Source organism: Arcticibacter sp. (genome assembly GCF_045629565.1).
In the GTDB taxonomy this organism is placed as follows: domain Bacteria; phylum Bacteroidota; class Bacteroidia; order Sphingobacteriales; family Sphingobacteriaceae; genus Arcticibacter.
The window spans coordinates 71,830-89,036 of record NZ_JAZQRL010000125.1; the positions used below are offsets into that span (position 1 = coordinate 71,830).

Consider the following 17,207-nt stretch of genomic DNA (forward strand, 5'->3'; position numbering starts at 1 on the left):
GGTGTGGCTTACAATGACAGTTTTATAGGCGTAAAATATAAAAAATGGTTACTTTCGCCGAGTTATGGAAACAGTTGTAAGCGGCATACGCAGTACCGGAAATCTTCATTTAGGTAATTATTACGGAGCGGTTAAGAACTTCGTTAAAATGCAGAATGAATATAATTGCTTTTTTTTTATTGCAGACTATCACTCTTTAACCACCCACCCTACGCCTGCTGACCTTCATGGCAACGTGAAGCAAGTGCTCGTTGAATACCTTGCCTCGGGTATTGATCCCGAAAAGGCGACGATCTACATCCAGTCAGATGTTCCTGAAGTGGCCGAATTGTATCTCTACCTGAATATGAATGCATATATGGGCGAGCTTGAAAGAAGCACTTCCTTTAAAGATAAAGTACGCGCTCATCCGGACAATGTGAATGCCGGATTGCTGACATATCCTGTTCTGATGGCCGCCGATATCATTATTCACAAGGCAACCAAAGTCCCGGTAGGTAAAGATCAGGAGCAGCATCTGGAGATGTCCCGCACCTTTGGCAACCGATTTAATCGTTTATATAACGTAGATTACTTTCCTGAAGCATACGCATTTACTTTCTCAGATAATCTGGTCAAAATTCCCGGATTAGACGGTAAAGGCAAGATGGGTAAATCTGAAGGCGAGGCTAACGCCGTATACTTGTCTGACTCTCCGGAAATAATAAAAAAGAAGGTGATGCGGGCGGTGACTGATGGCGGACCCGTTGAAATGAACCAGGAGAAGCCTGAGGTAATTCAAAACCTGTTCAGTCTACTACAGGTAGTTTCCAGCGAAGACACCTACAAACATTTTAATGATCTGTATAATAGCTGTCAAATCAGATATGGTGACTTAAAGAAACAGCTGGCCGAAGATATGATCCTCTCGCTAGCTCCAATCAGAGAGAGAATAAACGACATCGCTGCTGACAAAGAGTACCTTCGAAAGGTATCGAAGCTAGGAGCTGAAAAAGCGCGCGAGAGTGCTGGAAAAACGATAAGGGAAGTTCGTGAAATCATCGGTTTTAAACCCTTTTAACAATAAAACTGAAAAGAGATGCATATAGCGATTGTTGGCAATATAGGCGCCGGGAAGACCACCTTGACAGAACTGCTTTCAAAACATCTGGGTTGGGAAGCGCACTACGAAGCTGTGGATAATAATCCTTACCTGGAAGACTTCTACAACGATATGAAGCGCTGGAGCTTTAATCTTCAGATATACTTCCTGAACAGTCGATTTAACCAGATCAAAGAAATCCAGGCGCTTCAGCATAGCGTGATTCAGGACCGCACGATCTACGAAGACGCCTATATCTTTGCGGAGAACCTGAATGAGATGGGCCTTATGACTGCCCGGGATTATGAAAACTACAGGTCTATTTTTGACAATATGACCTCATTTATTAAACCACCCGATCTGTTGATTTATCTCAAAGCTTCCATACCCACCCTTGTAAATAATATACAGCGCAGGGGCAGGGATTACGAAGCCGGTATCCGGCTTGATTACTTATCCAAGCTAAACGAGAAATATCAAAAATGGATAGACGGTTATAAAGAAGGAAAACTGCTCATTCTGGATAAAGACAATCTGGATTTTTCCAACAATCCTGAAGACTTGGGCTTTATCATTCAAAGTATCGAACGCGAGATCCACGGTCTATTTTAATAAACTAACCTTAATTAAAACCAGCAGACAATGTCTATAACCTCACCAACTCCGGTACGTATTCTGGGTCTTATACCGGCACGATTTGCGTCTACCCGGTTCCCCGGAAAACCACTGATCGATATTCACGGAAAGAGTATGATCCAGCGTGTCTATGAGCAAGCATCCAAGTCGGACACCTTGAGTGAGGTAGCCGTGGCAACCGATGACGAGCGGATACGAGCGCATGTTGAAGGATTTGGGGGGACGGTTATTATGACTGCTGACACGCACCAGAGTGGCACAGACCGCTGTGCGGAGGCTGCGAGGCAGCTACCTGGCTTTGATGTCGTCATCAATATTCAAGGTGATGAGCCGTATATCGACAGCCGCCAGATAGATTTGCTCGGACAATGTTTTAATGATCCGCAGACAGAACTGGCGACCCTCGTTAAGATCATAAGCTCCAATGAAGAGCTTCACAACGTTAATTCGCCCAAGGTTATTCTGAACATGCATTCTGAGGCGCTCTACTTCAGCCGCACGCCGATACCTTACCTGCGTGATAAAAGCAGCGATTCCTGGCTATTGCAACATACATTCTATAAACACATCGGGGTTTATGGTTACAGAGCCGACATCCTGCAGGCCATCACTAAACTGCCGGTATCCCTCCTGGAAAAGGCGGAATCGCTTGAACAGCTCCGATGGCTCGAAAATGGTTATAGAATCAAGGTCGCCGTTACGGATATAGAAACAAGGGCTATAGATACCCCTGAGGATCTAAAAACAGTATTAAAGGAAAACAAATAAAACTTTCTCGCGTCAGGTATGTTAAACAACCTCACGTCCAACACCGAACCTGGCTTCGAAGTTGCATGAAAAGAACTTTTGTTAAATGAAGCGCTCCTGAGATCCCGAGTTAAAAAGACTCGGGATCTCTCATTTTAAAGTAAGGCCAACAATATTTCTGTCAGGAGTGTTATCAGGCAATGTTACTATTTGTCAGAAAAACGTACCTCTTCTGGTTCTTCATCCTTAGCTCCTGCAGCCAGAACGGCCCTGCAGGATTATTTAAGAAGGTAAGTCCCCACGAACAGTATGCAAGCAACCTCCGCGATGCAGGACTATTGACCACAGCATTGGGTCGTGAGTGGCTTGCTGCCGCCGAGAAGAGCCTGCAAAATCCACTAACGGTAAGCATTCCATATATGGAAACCGGCTACTTCCCTGCCAGTCAGGCGATGGCCTCTGCCCTGCGTTTTCAAGCCAGGCGGGGCACAAAGATCAGCATCGATTTCAGCAAGAAGCCTCTTCAGGGCTTTACCGTGTACATCGATCTCTGGGAAGATCGCAAGGGCGAAAACAAGCGCCTGCTTGCCTATGCCGACACCAACGGTGCCGCATTTCACTATGAAGTGGATGACCGCGACGCCTTTTATATCCTGCGCCTGCAGCCCGAACTTCTGAGTGCAGGGGAATACACACTGTCCATTACGAGCGGCCCCTCTCTTGCCTTTCCGGTTAAAGGGGGTAAAATGCAAAGCTTCTGGGGAGCAGCCAGAGATGCAGGCGCACGCCAGCACGAAGGCATCGACATTTTTGCTCCCAAGCGTACCCCTGCATTAGCTGTAGCAGATGGCGTAATCAACCGGGTAGGCATAAACAATCTTGGTGGGAAAGTGGTGTTTCTTCGTCCGCATAAAAAGAACTTCAGTATTTATTACGCACATCTGGACACACAGCTGGTGTCGGGGGGGCAGTCCGTGAAGGTGGGCGACACGCTAGGCCTGGTTGGTAACACCGGTAACGCACGCGGAGGGTCTCCTCATCTGCACCTGGGTATATATGGAAGCGGCGGAGCGATAGATCCTTTTCATTTCATAGACCCGGTGTTAAAAAAACCGCAACCCATCACCAGCAAGCTTACGGCATTGGGAAGAGCATATCGCACCAGTACTGCCGGCAAACTATTCATTGGCCCATCCAGGTCAGCTGCTTCTGTTGCTTCACTTGAAGCGAATACGTTTGTGCGCATCCTGTCAGCCAGTTCCTCATGGTATAAAGTTGCACTTCCCGATGGGCTGGAAGGCTATCTTCCGTCCGGCCAAGTGAGAACTTTGGAAAATTCGCTTGACCGTTATAGGGTGACTGCCGAGAGTCCACTTTTAGATAAACCAAACGATGCCACCGGAAGTAAACGGAAGTTAACAACCGGCGACGACCTCCTGGTTTACGCCCGGTTTCAAGACTATATGTATGTTAAACTCGGAGAACTTGATGGTTGGGTTAAAACGCCAAAAGCCGCTGGTTTATAGCGGCTTTTGCAAAAAATAAATAAGGTATCAGATTATAGGATCAGGATAAGAAGCAAAATAATGATGATGATCGCACCAACGGAAAGGTATACGCCACCAGCACCAATAGCATTTGCTTGTTTCTTCATCTCACGCACTTCCTTTTTAAGCTCCTTACGCTCTTGTTTTGAAAGGTGAGACTTATCCATCGCCTTGATCTCTTCGACCCGTTGTTTGATCTGTCTGATTTTAGCTTCTTTCTGCTCCGCAGTCATGGTTTCTTCAAGCTTTGCAGGATCTGTAACAATCTCTGTTGCCGCATTTGCAGATGAAGAAAACAGAGCCAGGGTCATGGCAACTGTAAGTGATAGGCTGTAAATTAATTTTTTCATATTTATTGTATTAAGATTTAAACTGTAACACACTTTTGATACAAGTGTTTGTGGACATATCCATATTTCGTACATAATTTGGAAATAAAACGGTTTTACTATCTTCGGAAATGAATAAAAATCTGATACTCATCCAGTGTAACGATAAGGTGGGACTGGTTGCGTTAATTGCACGGGTGCTTACAAACCATGATTTAAATATCACGGCCATGCGTGAGTTTGTAGACGAAGTTGAAAATCAGTTCTTTGCCAGGATCGAGTGCGTAGGTTCATCTTTTAACGAGAAAAACCTCCATGCCGAACTGAGTTCAGACTTGCCAGAAAGCGCCCAGATCGCTATCAATCCGAAAACTTCTAAGCGTATCGCCGTTCTGGTGACCAAAGAATATCACTGCCTGGGAGATGCGTTAATCAGGAATCAATTTCGCACCCTCGATGCGGATATTTGCTGCGTCGCCGGAAATTACGACACACTGAAGGACATCACCGGACGCTTCGGTATACCATTTTATCACGTTTCACACGAAAACAAGACAAAGCAGGAGTTTGAAACTGAGCTTAAAGAAGTTTTAAACCAGTACAATCCAGACTATATTGTACTAGCCAAATTTATGCGCATTCTTTCACCCGAATTTATCGCTGATTTTGAGGGACGTATCATCAATATCCATCACTCATTTCTGCCAGCGTTCATCGGTGCGAGCCCGTACCGCAAAGCATTTGAAAGGGGCGTGAAGCTTATCGGGGCTACTGCCCACTTTGTTACCAATGATCTTGACGAGGGCCCGATTATCGTTCAGCAAACCATTCCGGTTAATCATACGTTTAGCGTGTCTGACATGGTTGTAGCCGGCAAAGAAATAGAAAAATCGGTATTGAGCAAGGCAATGCAACTTGTATTTCAAGACCGGGTTTTCAGGAGCGGAAACAAAACAATCATTTTTGAATAAGCGAACATGATAGCTGATCCAACACCCTCTTTAATCTCTTTGCTGGACAATGACTTTTACAAGATCACCATGCAGCAGGGCGTCATTAAGTTGTTTCCCCACGCTATGGCAAGGTATGAGTTTATCAATAGAGGAAAGCACGAGTTTCCTGAAGGTTTTGCGGAGGTACTCCGCAAAGCTGTAAACAAAATGGCAGAACTCCGGCTCAGCGACCAGGAAAAGAAATACCTAGCCACTGCTTGCCCCTACCTGGAGCCGACTTATCTGGACTTCCTCCAGGGCTATTGTTATGACCCGTCTGAAGTGAAGATTGAACAAGAAGGCGGCAACCTCAACGTGAGCATCGAAGGCTATTGGTATCGCACTATCTTATGGGAAGTGCCCATCATGGCGTTAATTTGTGAGCTGTATTATTATGTCAAAGGTACCGGGCCTGTTACACCTGACCGGGTAAACAACGTTAATAAGGAAAAGATCGAGAAATATGGCCGATTGGGTGTCACCATTGCCGAGTTCGGCACCCGCCGGCGACACTCCTATGCTGTCCACAGCAAAGTCGTGCAGGCGCTTACAGACTTCGGTGCAGGGACATTCGTCGGAACAAGCAACGTTCATTTCGCCATGCTGTACAATACCAAACCTATCGGAACTCATGCACACGAATGGTTCATGTTCCACGCAGCGAAATATGGTTTCAAAATGTCTAATTCCCTTGGACTGGAACATTGGACGGCCGTCTACCGAGGAGACCTGGGGATTGCGCTGGCCGATACCTACACCACAGAAATATTTTTCGAGCAGTTTGATAAAAAATTTTCTAAGCTTTTTGATGGCGTGAGGCATGATAGCGGTGACCCCATTGAATTTGCGCAGAAAACGATCAATCACTACAAGCGCCTGGGAATCGATCCATTGTCGAAAACCATTATTTTCTCCGATGCGCTGAACTATGACAAGGTGGAACGAATCGCAAACTTCTGTAAAGATAAAATTGGAATGTCTTTCGGGATAGGCACAAATTTCACAAACGATGTAGGGCTGGAACCTCTAAATATCGTCATCAAAATGACGGAGGCACTACCTGAAAGCCAAACATGGATACCCGTAGTAAAGCTATCTGACGAAGAAGGCAAATATACCGGGAGTCCGAAAATGATCCGTCTGGCAAAAGAAATTCTGGGAATTGAGCAGACCGCCCTCGGAAATATTTAAAAAAAGAAAAGCTCCCGGATACTAATATCCGGGAGCTTTTCTTTTAAGAGCTAAAGTAGTATTAACTCTTAGGTGCTGTTTTCACAGGGAACATAATGGAGGCTATCACCGACGCGACAAGCACTCCAACCACCACAATAAGTGAATGAGAAGATTCTATATGATAGAAAGGACCGATCACCATCTTGAAACCGATGAAAGCAAGAATAATGGCTAGTCCGTAGCTCAGACGGCTAAACATGTACATGAAGTTTGCTAACAGAAAATAGAGCGATCTAAGTCCAAGAATCGCAAAGATATTAGACGTATAGAGAATAAACGGGTCGTCAGGTGCGATGGCGAATATCGCGGGAATGGAATCTACAGCGAAAAGAAGGTCAGAAAACTCAATAACCGTTACCACCACGAGCAGGGGTGTGGCCATCTTCACGCCATTCTGTACGGTGAAAAACTTGTCGCCGTCGAAATTTTTGCTCACCTTAAAGAAACGGTGGATCAAGCGGGCTCCCGGACTTTGGCTATAGTCTTTATCTTCGTCATCGTGACTACCTCCGCCCCATGACTTGATACCAGCATATAAAAGGAATATCCCGAATATGAAAAGAACGATGTTGATGTCATATTTGAAACCCTCCTGGCCGAAATAACCTAAAATTTTGTTCAGATACGTCGCTTCAATGAGGGCAACACCCGCGAAAATAAATATGGCACGAAAGAATAGAGCTCCCAATATTCCCCAGAACAGCACTTTATGCTGCACCTCTCTCGGAACCCGGAAGAAAGAAAATACGAGGATGAATACAAACAGGTTATCTACAGACAGCGCCTTTTCAATCCAGTATGCAGACTGGTACTGGGTAAACTTTTCAAATCCTGCGAAATGATAGATAGCACCGCTGAAAGCCATTGAAAGACCAATCCAGGCAATAGACCACCACATAGCCTCTTTGCTCGAAATAACATGGCTTTTCTTGTTGAAGACCCCCAGATCAAGCGCCAACATGATCAAAACCAAAACACCGAAACTTGCGATGAGTCCGGGGTGATATAATAAGTTATCCATTTATTGAACTTTTTTGTCGCAAACCTAATAACTAATATTGATATTATTAATCCAAGAACATGCACATTGCACACTTTCAAGTAAATATTTACATATAAACACCTGAAGGGAAACGAGCTTTTACAAGCGTTTCTTTCCAATATTGTATTATCTTGGCGATTTATATAGCAAAAGACTTGATATGCTCATCCTACATAAGTTCAGAGACCACCAGGTCGCAGCAGATACAGAGATACTAATACTCGGGACCTTTAGCGGCGACACGGAAGAGGGTACTGATTTTTTCTACGGACGGTCGCGCAACTTTCTATGGCACCTGCTCCCTCAGTGCTGGGCCAAAGAACCGCTAAAGGAAGCTGGTCTTGAAGAAAAAAAACGGTTTATGGCAGAGCATAAAATAGATTTTGTCGACCTCATCCACGCAATCGACGTGCCGGAAGGTGAAGAAAAAAATGTGGACGATGCTTTCATAGACTCCCAAGCAACGGAATGGAAGGATATTATTCAGATTATGAAGTCGCTTTCTAACCTCAAAGCAGTTTACTTCACAAGAAAGACATTCAACGGAATCCCAAATGCTAAACGACACCTGGCTCCTATCGTTGATTACTGCAGGCAAATGGATATCAGAATTTGTAAGTTGGAAACTCCTGCCAAATTTTATAGCCCTGAAAAGCTCCAGCAATGGAAAGATACTATAGTTTCAAAGAAAACCTGCTTAAAACCTTAACAGCCAATGTATTTTTTCGATGCATCATTGTTTCCACGTGCCTCAAAGAGCTTGTTATAATAAATCGCGTGACCTGGACTGAAATCACATAACATGAATATTTTCTTGGCTGTCTTCTCCGCTCTGCTGCTATGCTTTACGGTACTTTCACTCATCAGACATGACTATTGGACTTTTAGGGTGTTCGACTATCCCAGACTTCAAAAACTGTCGCTATCAGTCGCATGCATGGTGTTGCTTTTGATCTATTTCGATAGCTCCAGCGTGCTTAGCTGGACCTCAACCCTGCTTATTGCAGCCAATATGATCTATCTGAGCACACAGATAATCCCGTTCACTCCTCTGGGCAAAATCCAGGTGCAAAAGGTAAAAACCCACATCGATGAACAGAGTATTTGTGTGATGATAGCCAACGTCTTCCAGGATAATAAAAACACAAAAGGCTGTCTGAATGAAATCGCCAGGCACAAGCCCGATGTCGTGCTTCTCCTTGAGACGGATTCTTTCTGGGAAAAAGAAACCATGGAACTGGAAAGAAACTATCCTTTCCATGTACGTGTCCCCCTATCCAATACTTATGGGATGTTGCTCTACTCCAGACTTGAGCTGCGCAATCCAGAAGTAAAGTATATGGTCGAAGAAGACGTCCCATCTATACATACACAAATAGTTCTGAAAGATGGAACTGTGATCAGGCTTTATGCAGTCCACCCTACGCCTCCGGTACCAAATGAAAATCCGCGGGCGACAGAACGCGACAAGGAATTGTTACTCATTGCAGAACTTGCAAAGGCGTCTAAAGAGCCGGTGATTGTGGTTGGAGACCTTAACGACGTGGCATGGAGTTTTACTACTGAGCTCTTTCTGAAAATGAGCGGGCTGTTGGATCCACGAAGAGGCAGGGGGTTTTTCAACTCGTTTCATGCCCACTACCCCTTCCTCCGGTTTCCCCTTGATCATGCATTTATCTCTGAGCATTTCAAGCTGAAGCAAATGAAGCGCCTGTCCAATTTCAACTCTGATCATTTTCCCATTTTCATTCACGTGCAGTATGAACCGGATAGTTCAAGTCCAGATGAGACACTTCAGCCCGATGCAGACGACATAAAGCTCGCCGAAGAAAAGAAAAACGCACCCACCTCCACCTAACGAGCTTAAGAACGAACGTTCTCGGGGCGGAGTACGTCTTCACGGTGTAATTGCCAAAGACGGGCACCGCCCCTGATACCATCTTTATTGGTAATAATCTCCACATTGTCGTCAAGCTTAAAGTCAAGCTCATCCGCATTACCGCCACCTATATACAACCTGTCATAGTTAAATACCACTTTTAACACCTTGAGCACCTGCTTCATCCGCCGGTTCCACCTCTTTCTTCCTATCTCAATATATGCTTTGTCACCGATGAACCCGTCGTAAGTTCGCTTCTTGCTGATGGGATGATGGGCTATCTCCAGATGAGGCAACAGCGCGCCATCCATCAACATCGCTGTTCCAAACCCCGTCCCGAGCGTTATCACCAGCTCCAGGCCAACTCCGCTAACAACACCCAGACCGTGAATGTCGGCATCGTTGGCAACACGTACCGGCTTTTTAAGAAGATCTCCAAGAAGCACAGCCAGATCAACTCCCTTCCAATGATTCGTTCCAAGGTTTGGAGCAGTACAGGTAACGCCATTCTTTATGTAGCCCGGAAAACCTACTGAGACCTTATCATAAGGCTCGAAATCCCTTATTAATGTACTGATGGCTTTTAATACAGCATCCGGCGTTGCAGGCTTCGGCGTTTTCGCTTTCTTATATTCCTGCATAAGCTCACCCGTCTGGCTGAGGATTGTCGCTTTAATCGATGATCCGCCGATATCGATCGACAAAATTCTGGTACCTGATGATGTTGTTTTCATAAATATTAATTTGCGTCTACCTGAATACGTTCGAGAAAATCTCATAAGATTTCAGGCGTGCCTGGTGGTCATATATATGCGAGGTCGCCATTATCTCATCTACGCCTGTCTTCTCGACGAAGGACAAGACATCTTTTTCGAGCTTCCCTGGACTGCCGATAAACGAATAAGTCAGCATCTGATTAACGGCTTGCTCTTCATAAATATTCCAGATATCATCCATACTATCCACAGGCGGTTGAAGTAAACTCCTTTTCCCGGTGACTATGCCCATAAACATGCGTTTAACGGAAGTCGACAGTCGTTCTGCTTCCCGATCCGTTTCCGCTGCTATGACATTGACGCAGGCCAAAACGTAGGGCTCTGAAAGCTCTTTAGACGGCCGAAAATTCTCACGGTATAGTTTTATTGCTTCCATGAAGTACGTTGGAGCAAAATGACTGGCGAATGCGTAGGGTAAGCCCATTGCAGCGGCAACACGTGCACTGTCTGTGCTGGAGCCAAGTACCCAGATAGGTATATTTAAGCCTTCACCGGGTATCGCTCTCACCTTACTGTCAGCGTTATCTGCAGAAAAAAACTGCTGGAGTCTTTTAATATCGGTGGGAAAATGATGGGCTCCGTGCATATTCTCACCGCGAATAGCCATTGCGGTTAGTTGGTCAGTTCCAGGAGCCCTTCCCAAACCAAGATCGATCCGATCCGGATACAATGACGCTAATGTCCCGAATTGCTCAGCGACAATCAAGGGTGCGTGATTAGGTAACATAATTCCCCCTGATCCTACTCGGATTGTCTTCGTACCACCCGCAATAAACCCGATTAAAACGGATGTAGCCGAACTCGCAACACTTGGCATGTTGTGATGTTCCGCCAACCAATACCGTTTGTATCCTAATTCCTCAGCCTTTCTAGCCAGGTCCAGGCTGTGACGAAACGAATCTGCAGGAGTCTGGCCTTCCACTACAGTGGCCAGATCTAAAACTGAATAGGGTATTTCTTGAAGTTGTTTTGTAGTCATTATCTAGAAGTCCTGAATGTATTTAACACCGAAACTCCAAAAATAGTTGTTCTGGTATGTTTTCTTTCGGATGAACTTATTAAATGACTTTAGCGGTACACAAAAACGATCTCTTTACCGAAGCCATTTGCATCCCTCTTTTCTAACAAGCTGATAAAAAAGATTTTCCTTTTATAACTAATAAAATAGTTATAAATTTAATAATATGAGAATCAAATTGTTACTCCTGATATCCTTGTGCATATTAACCGCATCCTGCCGGATCAACCAGTTTAAGAATAATCTTCGTCACGGCAGATGGGTGTACCAGGATTCAACGTCAACTGATGTGTTGACATCAAAAGGCAGGTACCGCAACGGAAATGAAGTCGGCAAATGGAAACACTATGCGAATGGCGTGCTCTTTCGCGAGGAAAAGTTCAGAGAAAACAGAGCACAGGTTGTCAATTACTATCCTAATCAAAAGGTTGAGTCCAAAGGTACAACCGGATTGGATCGATCTGCTGAGATGATTCACTGGTATTATGACGGTAAATGGAAGTTTTATACAGAAGATGGCCGGCTCGATTCTGTCAAAATCTTCGATAAGGGAACGCTTGTAAGTGCGGAAGGAAACGAAGACTAAACCAGAAACGTTAAATAGAACCCTGTATATTGCTGATCTTAAACAGTTTGATCGCAGTAATTATTTCATTCCGGAGAGGGCGGCAGATAATTACAAGAATATTCCTCAAAAACCTTTTCATTTTTGAAGAATATTCTATATTTGCGACACAGTTGAACGGGGGATTAGCTCAGCTGGCTAGAGCGCTTGCATGGCATGCAAGAGGTCATCGGTTCGACTCCGATATTCTCCACCCTTCATAAGCGGCCTAAAAGCCGCTTTTTTTATGCACTTCAGGTTCTCTCTCTTAGGGCTTCATACCGGTACATCCTCAAAAATAAATTGCCAATTCTTTTACAATCGTGTGAATTGTTACCATTCACGATGCCGTATAATTGCAAAATCATGGCTCAACTACCTGCAACTACAAAATCACTGAAAGACAGCAATCAGCGAATATCTACTATACTTGCCTTCGCACTTATCCCTTTGTCGGGCTTTGCAACTGACATCTACCTGCCATCGTTGCCTTCCATGTCAACGGTACTGGACGTTAGCAGCACCAAGATTCAGCTTACATTGAGCTTATTCCTGATAACCTACGGCATCTCCCAACTATTCATCGGCAGTATTGTCGACAGCTTCGGGAGATATAAAATCAGCCTCATCTGCCTTCTCATATTCGCCATCTCTTGTATCGTCATATCCACTACTGATAATATTTACATCATCTACCTGATGCGCATCATACACGGTTTCACGGTGGCCGCAGTTATTGTAGCGAAAAGGGCATTCTTTGTAGACGTATATGAAGGCGAAAAGCTGAAGCATTACCTGAGCCTCTTCTCGATCATCTGGTCAACCGGACCTATCATTGCCCCTTTCGTCGGAGGCTACCTCCAGAATGCTTTTGGCTGGGAATCCAACTTCTATTTTCTTGCAGGGATGGCATCGGTCCTGGTCGTTCTGGAGTTTATTTACAGCGGCGAAACGCTGAAAAATTTCAGCGACTTCAGTGTGAGTAAAATGGTTGCTGTATATGGTGATATGCTGAAGACGCCAAGTTTCAGTCTCGGCTTAATTATGCTGGGCCTGGCTTACTGCATGGTAATGGTATTCAATATGACAGGGCCATTCATCATCGAGCATCACTTTAACGGCACTCCCATCATCGCAGGCTACAGTTCGTTGATCCTCGGCTTTGCCTGGATGACCGGAGGTTTTATAGGCAAAGCAACAATCAACCGGCCATTTGTTAAAAAGATGGTCGTCAATATCGGTCTGCAGTTGTTATTCGTCTCGACCATGCTGATAAGCATTCCAGTAGTATCCAACCTCTATAGTATGATTTTCTTTGCCTTTATTATACATGTCACTGCTGGTTACATCTTCAACAACTATTTTACCTATTGCCTGGGGAGGTTCCCGAATAACGCAGGCGTTGCCAGTGGACTCACCGGAGGAATCACCTACGTTATCGTTTCCTTCCTGAGTTATGGAGTGGTCACCCTGCTCCCGGCAAAAGACGAGCTGAACCTCGGCTATAGCTATCTTTTGGTAACCGTGTTATCCGTGTTTATCATGTGGATGGTTTACAAAACCTCCGGACGCAAAGTTAAAGCCTGACCGCCCGGAAAGAGCCGACAAAGCAGAAACCAGACCACCAGCTGATCGGCACTGCTAGATTTCCTTCTGTTCGTTTTTGTACACACTCGAACCTTCTGGCGGATAGACGATCTTATTTTGCAGGTCTTTGATATATTCGGGGTCGAAGGCTGGAATCTGCAACTCGCCGTCTTCAACCCATTTCTTAACCTTTTCCTGCGCTTCCGCAGCCTTCTCCTCTGACGGTGCTTTTTCTTTTGCCAGGTAAACGGTCTGGGACGACAATGCGAAGCCCGTGCCGCTGGATGCAACAACATCCATCATCCTGAGATAGATATCCTCCTGAATCTCCAGGAAGCGGTCAAAGTCGGCTGCCAATATATACGAGAAAACCTCCAGCTTGAAAGCATCGGTTCCTATCTCAATAAAGCGGACGCGGGCCGAAGACGGATCTACTTTCGGGTGCGCATACAGTATGGCACGCAATTCAACAAGCAGGTAACGGATCTGATCAGGTGTCGCATCAAATCGTATCCTGAATACCGGATGGAACCAAAAGCGATCGCGATGAAAAAAATTCTCAATTTTTAAAGAAGAAAATTCGCCGTTAGGAATCGTCACGACGGTCCGGTCATTTGTCCTTATCTGTGTAGAACGCATCCCGATCTGCTCCACGGTCCCCACTACATCTCCAACCTTACAAAAATCACCCACTCTTACGGGCTGATCAGCAATCAGCGTAACGCTCCCTACAAAGTTCTCTACCGTCTTCTGTGCGCCCAGAGCCAACGCAATACCACCAATCCCCAGAGCAGCGATACCCGTAGTGACATCAAAGCCAAAGGTTCCCAGCACCATGATGATGCCGACAAAAACAAGCGCGATCTTTGCTGCCCGTCTCAAGAAGAGAACTGCCGAGACTGCAGCCTGATTGCGCTTTTTACCCATCCGCTTCTCCGCATAGCGTGTCGAAGTATCAAGAAGCTGCCAGATGAGCAGCAACAGGGCGACCAGACCTACAACCACCGTCAGATTACTGAAACGTTGCCGAACAATGATCGATATACCAGCCTGCTGACTATAAATCACAAAAAACACCACCGTCAGGTATATCTGAATAGGCAGCGAGAAAGCCTTTATTATACCTGCATGAGGATCGTTGCGAGCTCTTTTCCACAGCAAAGGAATGAAAAACAGCAACGCTTTGGTGATTGCCCAGGCTAAGATATAGGCAACAAGAATCAGTAATATCAACCCGAACCAGTGACCCACCGGCACACCGCCCCACTTCTTCGCATTCAACGCATCCGGCATCATTTGCTCAATCAAGGGAGCTACAGGTGCTGCCTCCACCTGACTAGGCAGCCGCTGTATCGTTTCCGAAGAAAACAGCCAGATGACCTCCCCGTTTTTACCGGTGGTGCTTTCCAGTAATAAGTCAAATGGTTCATTATTTACAGAAGCCGTGCCAATACGCTCCAGGTTTGGGCCCAGGTTATCATCCGTTTTTCCTCCCGGGTCATTACTCATCAGCGAATAGGGGAACAGTGTCCCGTCATTCATGACCGCTTCCAAAGCCTTGGCAAGTCTCACCTTATCGCGGTTCTTCTTTAAAACTTTGTCAAGCCGCAAATACTTCGCGGCCTTCTCGTAGTTTTCGCTTGCAACAGCACTGATAAAACCCTCAACTGCCCCCCTCGGGGTTCCTCTTCCCAGAGAGTCAGGAGGCAAAGCCGGAACCGCTTCTCCAGCGGCTGCGGTGTCCTTTCCTGCGGCAATTCCCTGCGCAAGACTTCTCCCCATTCCTGTACCCAGAAAAACGACTGCATAAAATACAAGATATGTGAGATGTTTCTTAAGAATATGAAAATTGAAAATCATAAGAATAAAGCGATTTGCAAATAAATTACGAACGACATCTGACTTTCCTAAACACAAACCGCCAAACTATTGTTTGCCTGGCGCAAAGTCAACTATTGCATGCGCCTCTCTCTTACCTAACCGTGGTTTCAGCTTAACGGATAAATCTCTATTTTTGCCAAAAGATCAGAGGGATGGAATTAATCGGGTATTTGAAAGAACAATTGGTGTTAGATCCTGATCTTGAGCAAAACCTTGACCAGGCCTTCCGTAGAAATCATTATGCAAAAGGGCAGAAAATAACCGAACCGGGAACGCTTTCAAACAAAGTGTACTTCATTGAACAGGGCTTGGTGAGAACCTATTACGTGAAGAACGGAAAAGAGATTACCCATCATTTCTTTGCTGAGAACATGTTTACGATGCCTATAGAAAGCATCTTCTATAACCGCCGCTCGCCTTACGGCATTGAGGTACTGGAGAACAGCGTTATCCGTTCCGTCCGGTTTCCTACGCTCGAAAAACATATAGATGGCAGTCCTAAACTTGAAAAGTTCATTCGCATGTTGCTTATTGATGTCCTGAAGACATTCTCAGATCGCTTATCCGCCCTGCAGTTTCAGTCTGCCCAGGAACGTTATCAAACGATGCTCGACCAAAATCCAAACATATTGTTGCGTGCACCTCTCGGACATATCGCATCCTATCTGGGAATTACCCAACAAACATTGAGTGTTATTCGAGCGCAGAGGTAGTCATGCGCTAATATCGCCCCTTACCGTATCGTTTTTTAAGATAGATTAAAAAGCCGTCAGCCTTTTATGATGACTTTTGTATCACACATCAAATAAGCGATCATGACACCCAAAATACATGCATCCGTTCTTGCACTCTGCATAGTACTTCTCTCCTGCAAACCGAATATAAAAGAAACGTCTGGGGTTCCAGACTCAGCCATACCGGTTATAACTCACTTAGTATCCAACACCGGCACCACATCTACCCTATCGCTCAGTGGAAACGTGGAAGGTTACACCACCGTCCGGCTCGGATTTATGGTGCCCGGCAAGATCAACTTCATCGCCTGCCAGGAAGGTCAGGCCATTACAAACGGACAGTTGCTTGCTAGTATTGACCCTGCAAACTATCAAATCGCGAAGGCCCAGGCTGACATTCAGGTTAATCAGGTAAAGGATGAATACAACCGCATCAAGCTCATGTATGATCGAAACAGCGTCAGTGAGAGCGACTTCAATAAAGTTAAGTTCAGTTTGCAGCAGGCCATTCAACAGCAAAAGCTGCACGCCAAAAACCTGGCTGATACCCGTCTTTATTCTCCCATTTCTGGTGTATTGCTCAAGAAGATGGCCGAAGCAGGCGAAATCATCGGATCCGGAAACCCATTATTTGTCGTGTCTGATATCAGCCGCGTCAAAGTGATTGCTTTCATACCTGAAACCGAATTAAGCCGGGTTAGGTTAGGAGATGAGGCAAAAGTTTATATTTCATCGCTCGACAAAACGTTCACAGGAAAAGTCACCGAGATTGGATCGGCCGCAGAAGCTACATCACGCGCCTTTTCCGTCAAAGTGGACATCAACAACCCGGGACTCCATATCAGGCCCGGCATGATTACCGAGATTCTCCTTGAAAAACGACCAACCGATCAGATGCTGACTGTACCTGCCGAGGCGATCCTTCATGATACAGATAATTATACCTATGTTTTTGTTGCCGACAGCATCGGGAAACGGGCCTACCAAAGAAAGGTGACACTGGGTAAAATGATCGATAGCGAGGTGGAAATCACGTCCGGAATTCATCAGGGAGAACTGGTTGTTACCGGCGGACAGCAAAAGCTGTCAAATGGCATGTCAATATCCCTGAACAAATAAGA

At 45.4% G+C, this 17,207-nt stretch carries 17 protein-coding genes and 1 tRNA gene; 13 read left to right on the forward strand and 5 right to left on the reverse strand.

Annotated features, from left to right (window positions below; all coding sequences use genetic code 11):
* Positions 1-64: 64 nt before the first annotated feature.
* The 4 genes from trpS to ACKI5J_RS17180 all read left to right on the forward strand — a co-directional run bounded on the left by trpS (position 65) and on the right by ACKI5J_RS17180 (position 3,990).
* Positions 65-1,060: a tryptophan--tRNA ligase gene (trpS, locus tag ACKI5J_RS17165; RefSeq protein WP_407430717.1), complete on the forward strand. Its 996-nt coding sequence runs from the start codon at positions 65-67 to the stop codon at positions 1,058-1,060.
* 18 nt (positions 1,061-1,078) lie between these two features.
* Positions 1,079-1,693, forward strand: coding sequence for a deoxynucleoside kinase (locus tag ACKI5J_RS17170; RefSeq protein WP_407430718.1), 615 nt, complete (start codon positions 1,079-1,081; stop codon positions 1,691-1,693).
* Between the two features lie 30 nt (positions 1,694-1,723).
* Positions 1,724-2,485 carry a 3-deoxy-manno-octulosonate cytidylyltransferase gene (kdsB, locus tag ACKI5J_RS17175; protein ID WP_407430719.1) on the forward strand — a complete coding sequence of 254 codons (762 nt, stop codon included), beginning with the start codon at positions 1,724-1,726 and terminating at the stop codon, positions 2,483-2,485.
* 179 nt (positions 2,486-2,664) lie between these two features.
* Complete coding sequence (locus ACKI5J_RS17180) at positions 2,665-3,990, forward strand: peptidoglycan DD-metalloendopeptidase family protein (RefSeq protein ID WP_407430720.1); 1,326 nt, start codon at positions 2,665-2,667, stop codon at positions 3,988-3,990.
* Positions 3,991-4,022: 32 nt separating this feature from the next.
* Here the strand turns inward: ACKI5J_RS17180 and ACKI5J_RS17185 are convergent, their stop codons facing one another.
* The gene (locus ACKI5J_RS17185; RefSeq protein WP_407430721.1) at positions 4,023-4,361 is read right to left on the reverse strand and encodes a hypothetical protein; all 339 of its coding nucleotides are present in this window, start codon (positions 4,359-4,361) and stop codon (positions 4,023-4,025) included.
* 110 nt (positions 4,362-4,471) lie between these two features.
* On the opposite strand from ACKI5J_RS17185, the gene purU reads away from it, so the two are divergent.
* Together purU and pncB are read left to right on the forward strand one after the other, a co-directional pair.
* Positions 4,472-5,311 (forward strand): formyltetrahydrofolate deformylase, encoded by an 840-nt coding sequence (purU, locus tag ACKI5J_RS17190; protein WP_407430722.1) that lies wholly within the window; start codon positions 4,472-4,474, stop codon positions 5,309-5,311.
* Positions 5,312-5,317: 6 nt separating this feature from the next.
* A complete protein-coding gene (gene pncB / locus ACKI5J_RS17195; RefSeq protein WP_407430723.1) occupies positions 5,318-6,523 on the forward strand; it encodes a nicotinate phosphoribosyltransferase in 1,206 nt (401 codons plus the stop codon).
* A 61-nt stretch (positions 6,524-6,584) separates the two neighbouring features.
* Here pncB and ACKI5J_RS17200 read toward each other — a convergent pair whose 3' ends face one another.
* Positions 6,585-7,586, reverse strand: a complete 1,002-nt coding sequence (locus ACKI5J_RS17200) for a TerC/Alx family metal homeostasis membrane protein (protein ID WP_407430724.1) — start codon at positions 7,584-7,586, stop codon at positions 6,585-6,587.
* Between the two features lie 181 nt (positions 7,587-7,767).
* Here ACKI5J_RS17200 and ACKI5J_RS17205 point away from each other — a divergent pair, with 181 nt between their 5' ends.
* Both ACKI5J_RS17205 and ACKI5J_RS17210 read left to right on the forward strand, forming a co-directional pair.
* Entirely contained in the window at positions 7,768-8,316 is a 549-nt protein-coding gene (locus tag ACKI5J_RS17205; RefSeq protein ID WP_407430725.1) for a hypothetical protein, read from the forward strand.
* Between the two features lie 93 nt (positions 8,317-8,409).
* Positions 8,410-9,465, forward strand: coding sequence for an endonuclease/exonuclease/phosphatase family protein (locus ACKI5J_RS17210; RefSeq protein WP_407430726.1), 1,056 nt, complete (start codon positions 8,410-8,412; stop codon positions 9,463-9,465).
* A gap of 5 nt (positions 9,466-9,470) precedes the next feature.
* Here ACKI5J_RS17210 and ACKI5J_RS17215 read toward each other — a convergent pair whose 3' ends face one another.
* Both ACKI5J_RS17215 and ACKI5J_RS17220 read right to left on the reverse strand, forming a co-directional pair.
* The gene (locus ACKI5J_RS17215; protein WP_407430727.1) at positions 9,471-10,220 is read right to left on the reverse strand and encodes an ROK family protein; all 750 of its coding nucleotides are present in this window, start codon (positions 10,218-10,220) and stop codon (positions 9,471-9,473) included.
* Between the two features lie 16 nt (positions 10,221-10,236).
* Positions 10,237-11,241, reverse strand: coding sequence for an LLM class flavin-dependent oxidoreductase (locus tag ACKI5J_RS17220; protein WP_407430728.1), 1,005 nt, complete (start codon positions 11,239-11,241; stop codon positions 10,237-10,239).
* Between the two features lie 205 nt (positions 11,242-11,446).
* Between ACKI5J_RS17220 and ACKI5J_RS17225 the strand changes: the two genes are divergently transcribed.
* From ACKI5J_RS17225 to ACKI5J_RS17235, 3 genes are all read left to right on the forward strand, one after another.
* On the forward strand, positions 11,447-11,866 hold the full coding sequence (locus ACKI5J_RS17225; RefSeq protein WP_407430729.1) for a hypothetical protein: 420 nt from the start codon (positions 11,447-11,449) through the stop codon (positions 11,864-11,866).
* A gap of 158 nt (positions 11,867-12,024) precedes the next feature.
* Positions 12,025-12,098, forward strand: a tRNA-Ala gene (locus ACKI5J_RS17230).
* A 152-nt stretch (positions 12,099-12,250) separates the two neighbouring features.
* Positions 12,251-13,471 (forward strand): MFS transporter, encoded by a 1,221-nt coding sequence (locus tag ACKI5J_RS17235; protein ID WP_407430730.1) that lies wholly within the window; start codon positions 12,251-12,253, stop codon positions 13,469-13,471.
* A gap of 54 nt (positions 13,472-13,525) precedes the next feature.
* On the opposite strand, the gene ACKI5J_RS17240 is transcribed toward ACKI5J_RS17235, so the two are convergent.
* A complete protein-coding gene (locus tag ACKI5J_RS17240) occupies positions 13,526-15,331 on the reverse strand; it encodes a mechanosensitive ion channel family protein (RefSeq protein ID WP_407430731.1) in 1,806 nt (601 codons plus the stop codon).
* 173 nt (positions 15,332-15,504) lie between these two features.
* On the opposite strand from ACKI5J_RS17240, the gene ACKI5J_RS17245 reads away from it, so the two are divergent.
* Positions 15,505-16,065, forward strand: coding sequence for a Crp/Fnr family transcriptional regulator (locus ACKI5J_RS17245; protein ID WP_407430732.1), 561 nt, complete (start codon positions 15,505-15,507; stop codon positions 16,063-16,065).
* A 102-nt stretch (positions 16,066-16,167) separates the two neighbouring features.
* Complete coding sequence (locus tag ACKI5J_RS17250; protein WP_407430733.1) at positions 16,168-17,205, forward strand: efflux RND transporter periplasmic adaptor subunit; 1,038 nt, start codon at positions 16,168-16,170, stop codon at positions 17,203-17,205.
* Positions 17,206-17,207 lie beyond the last annotated feature (2 nt).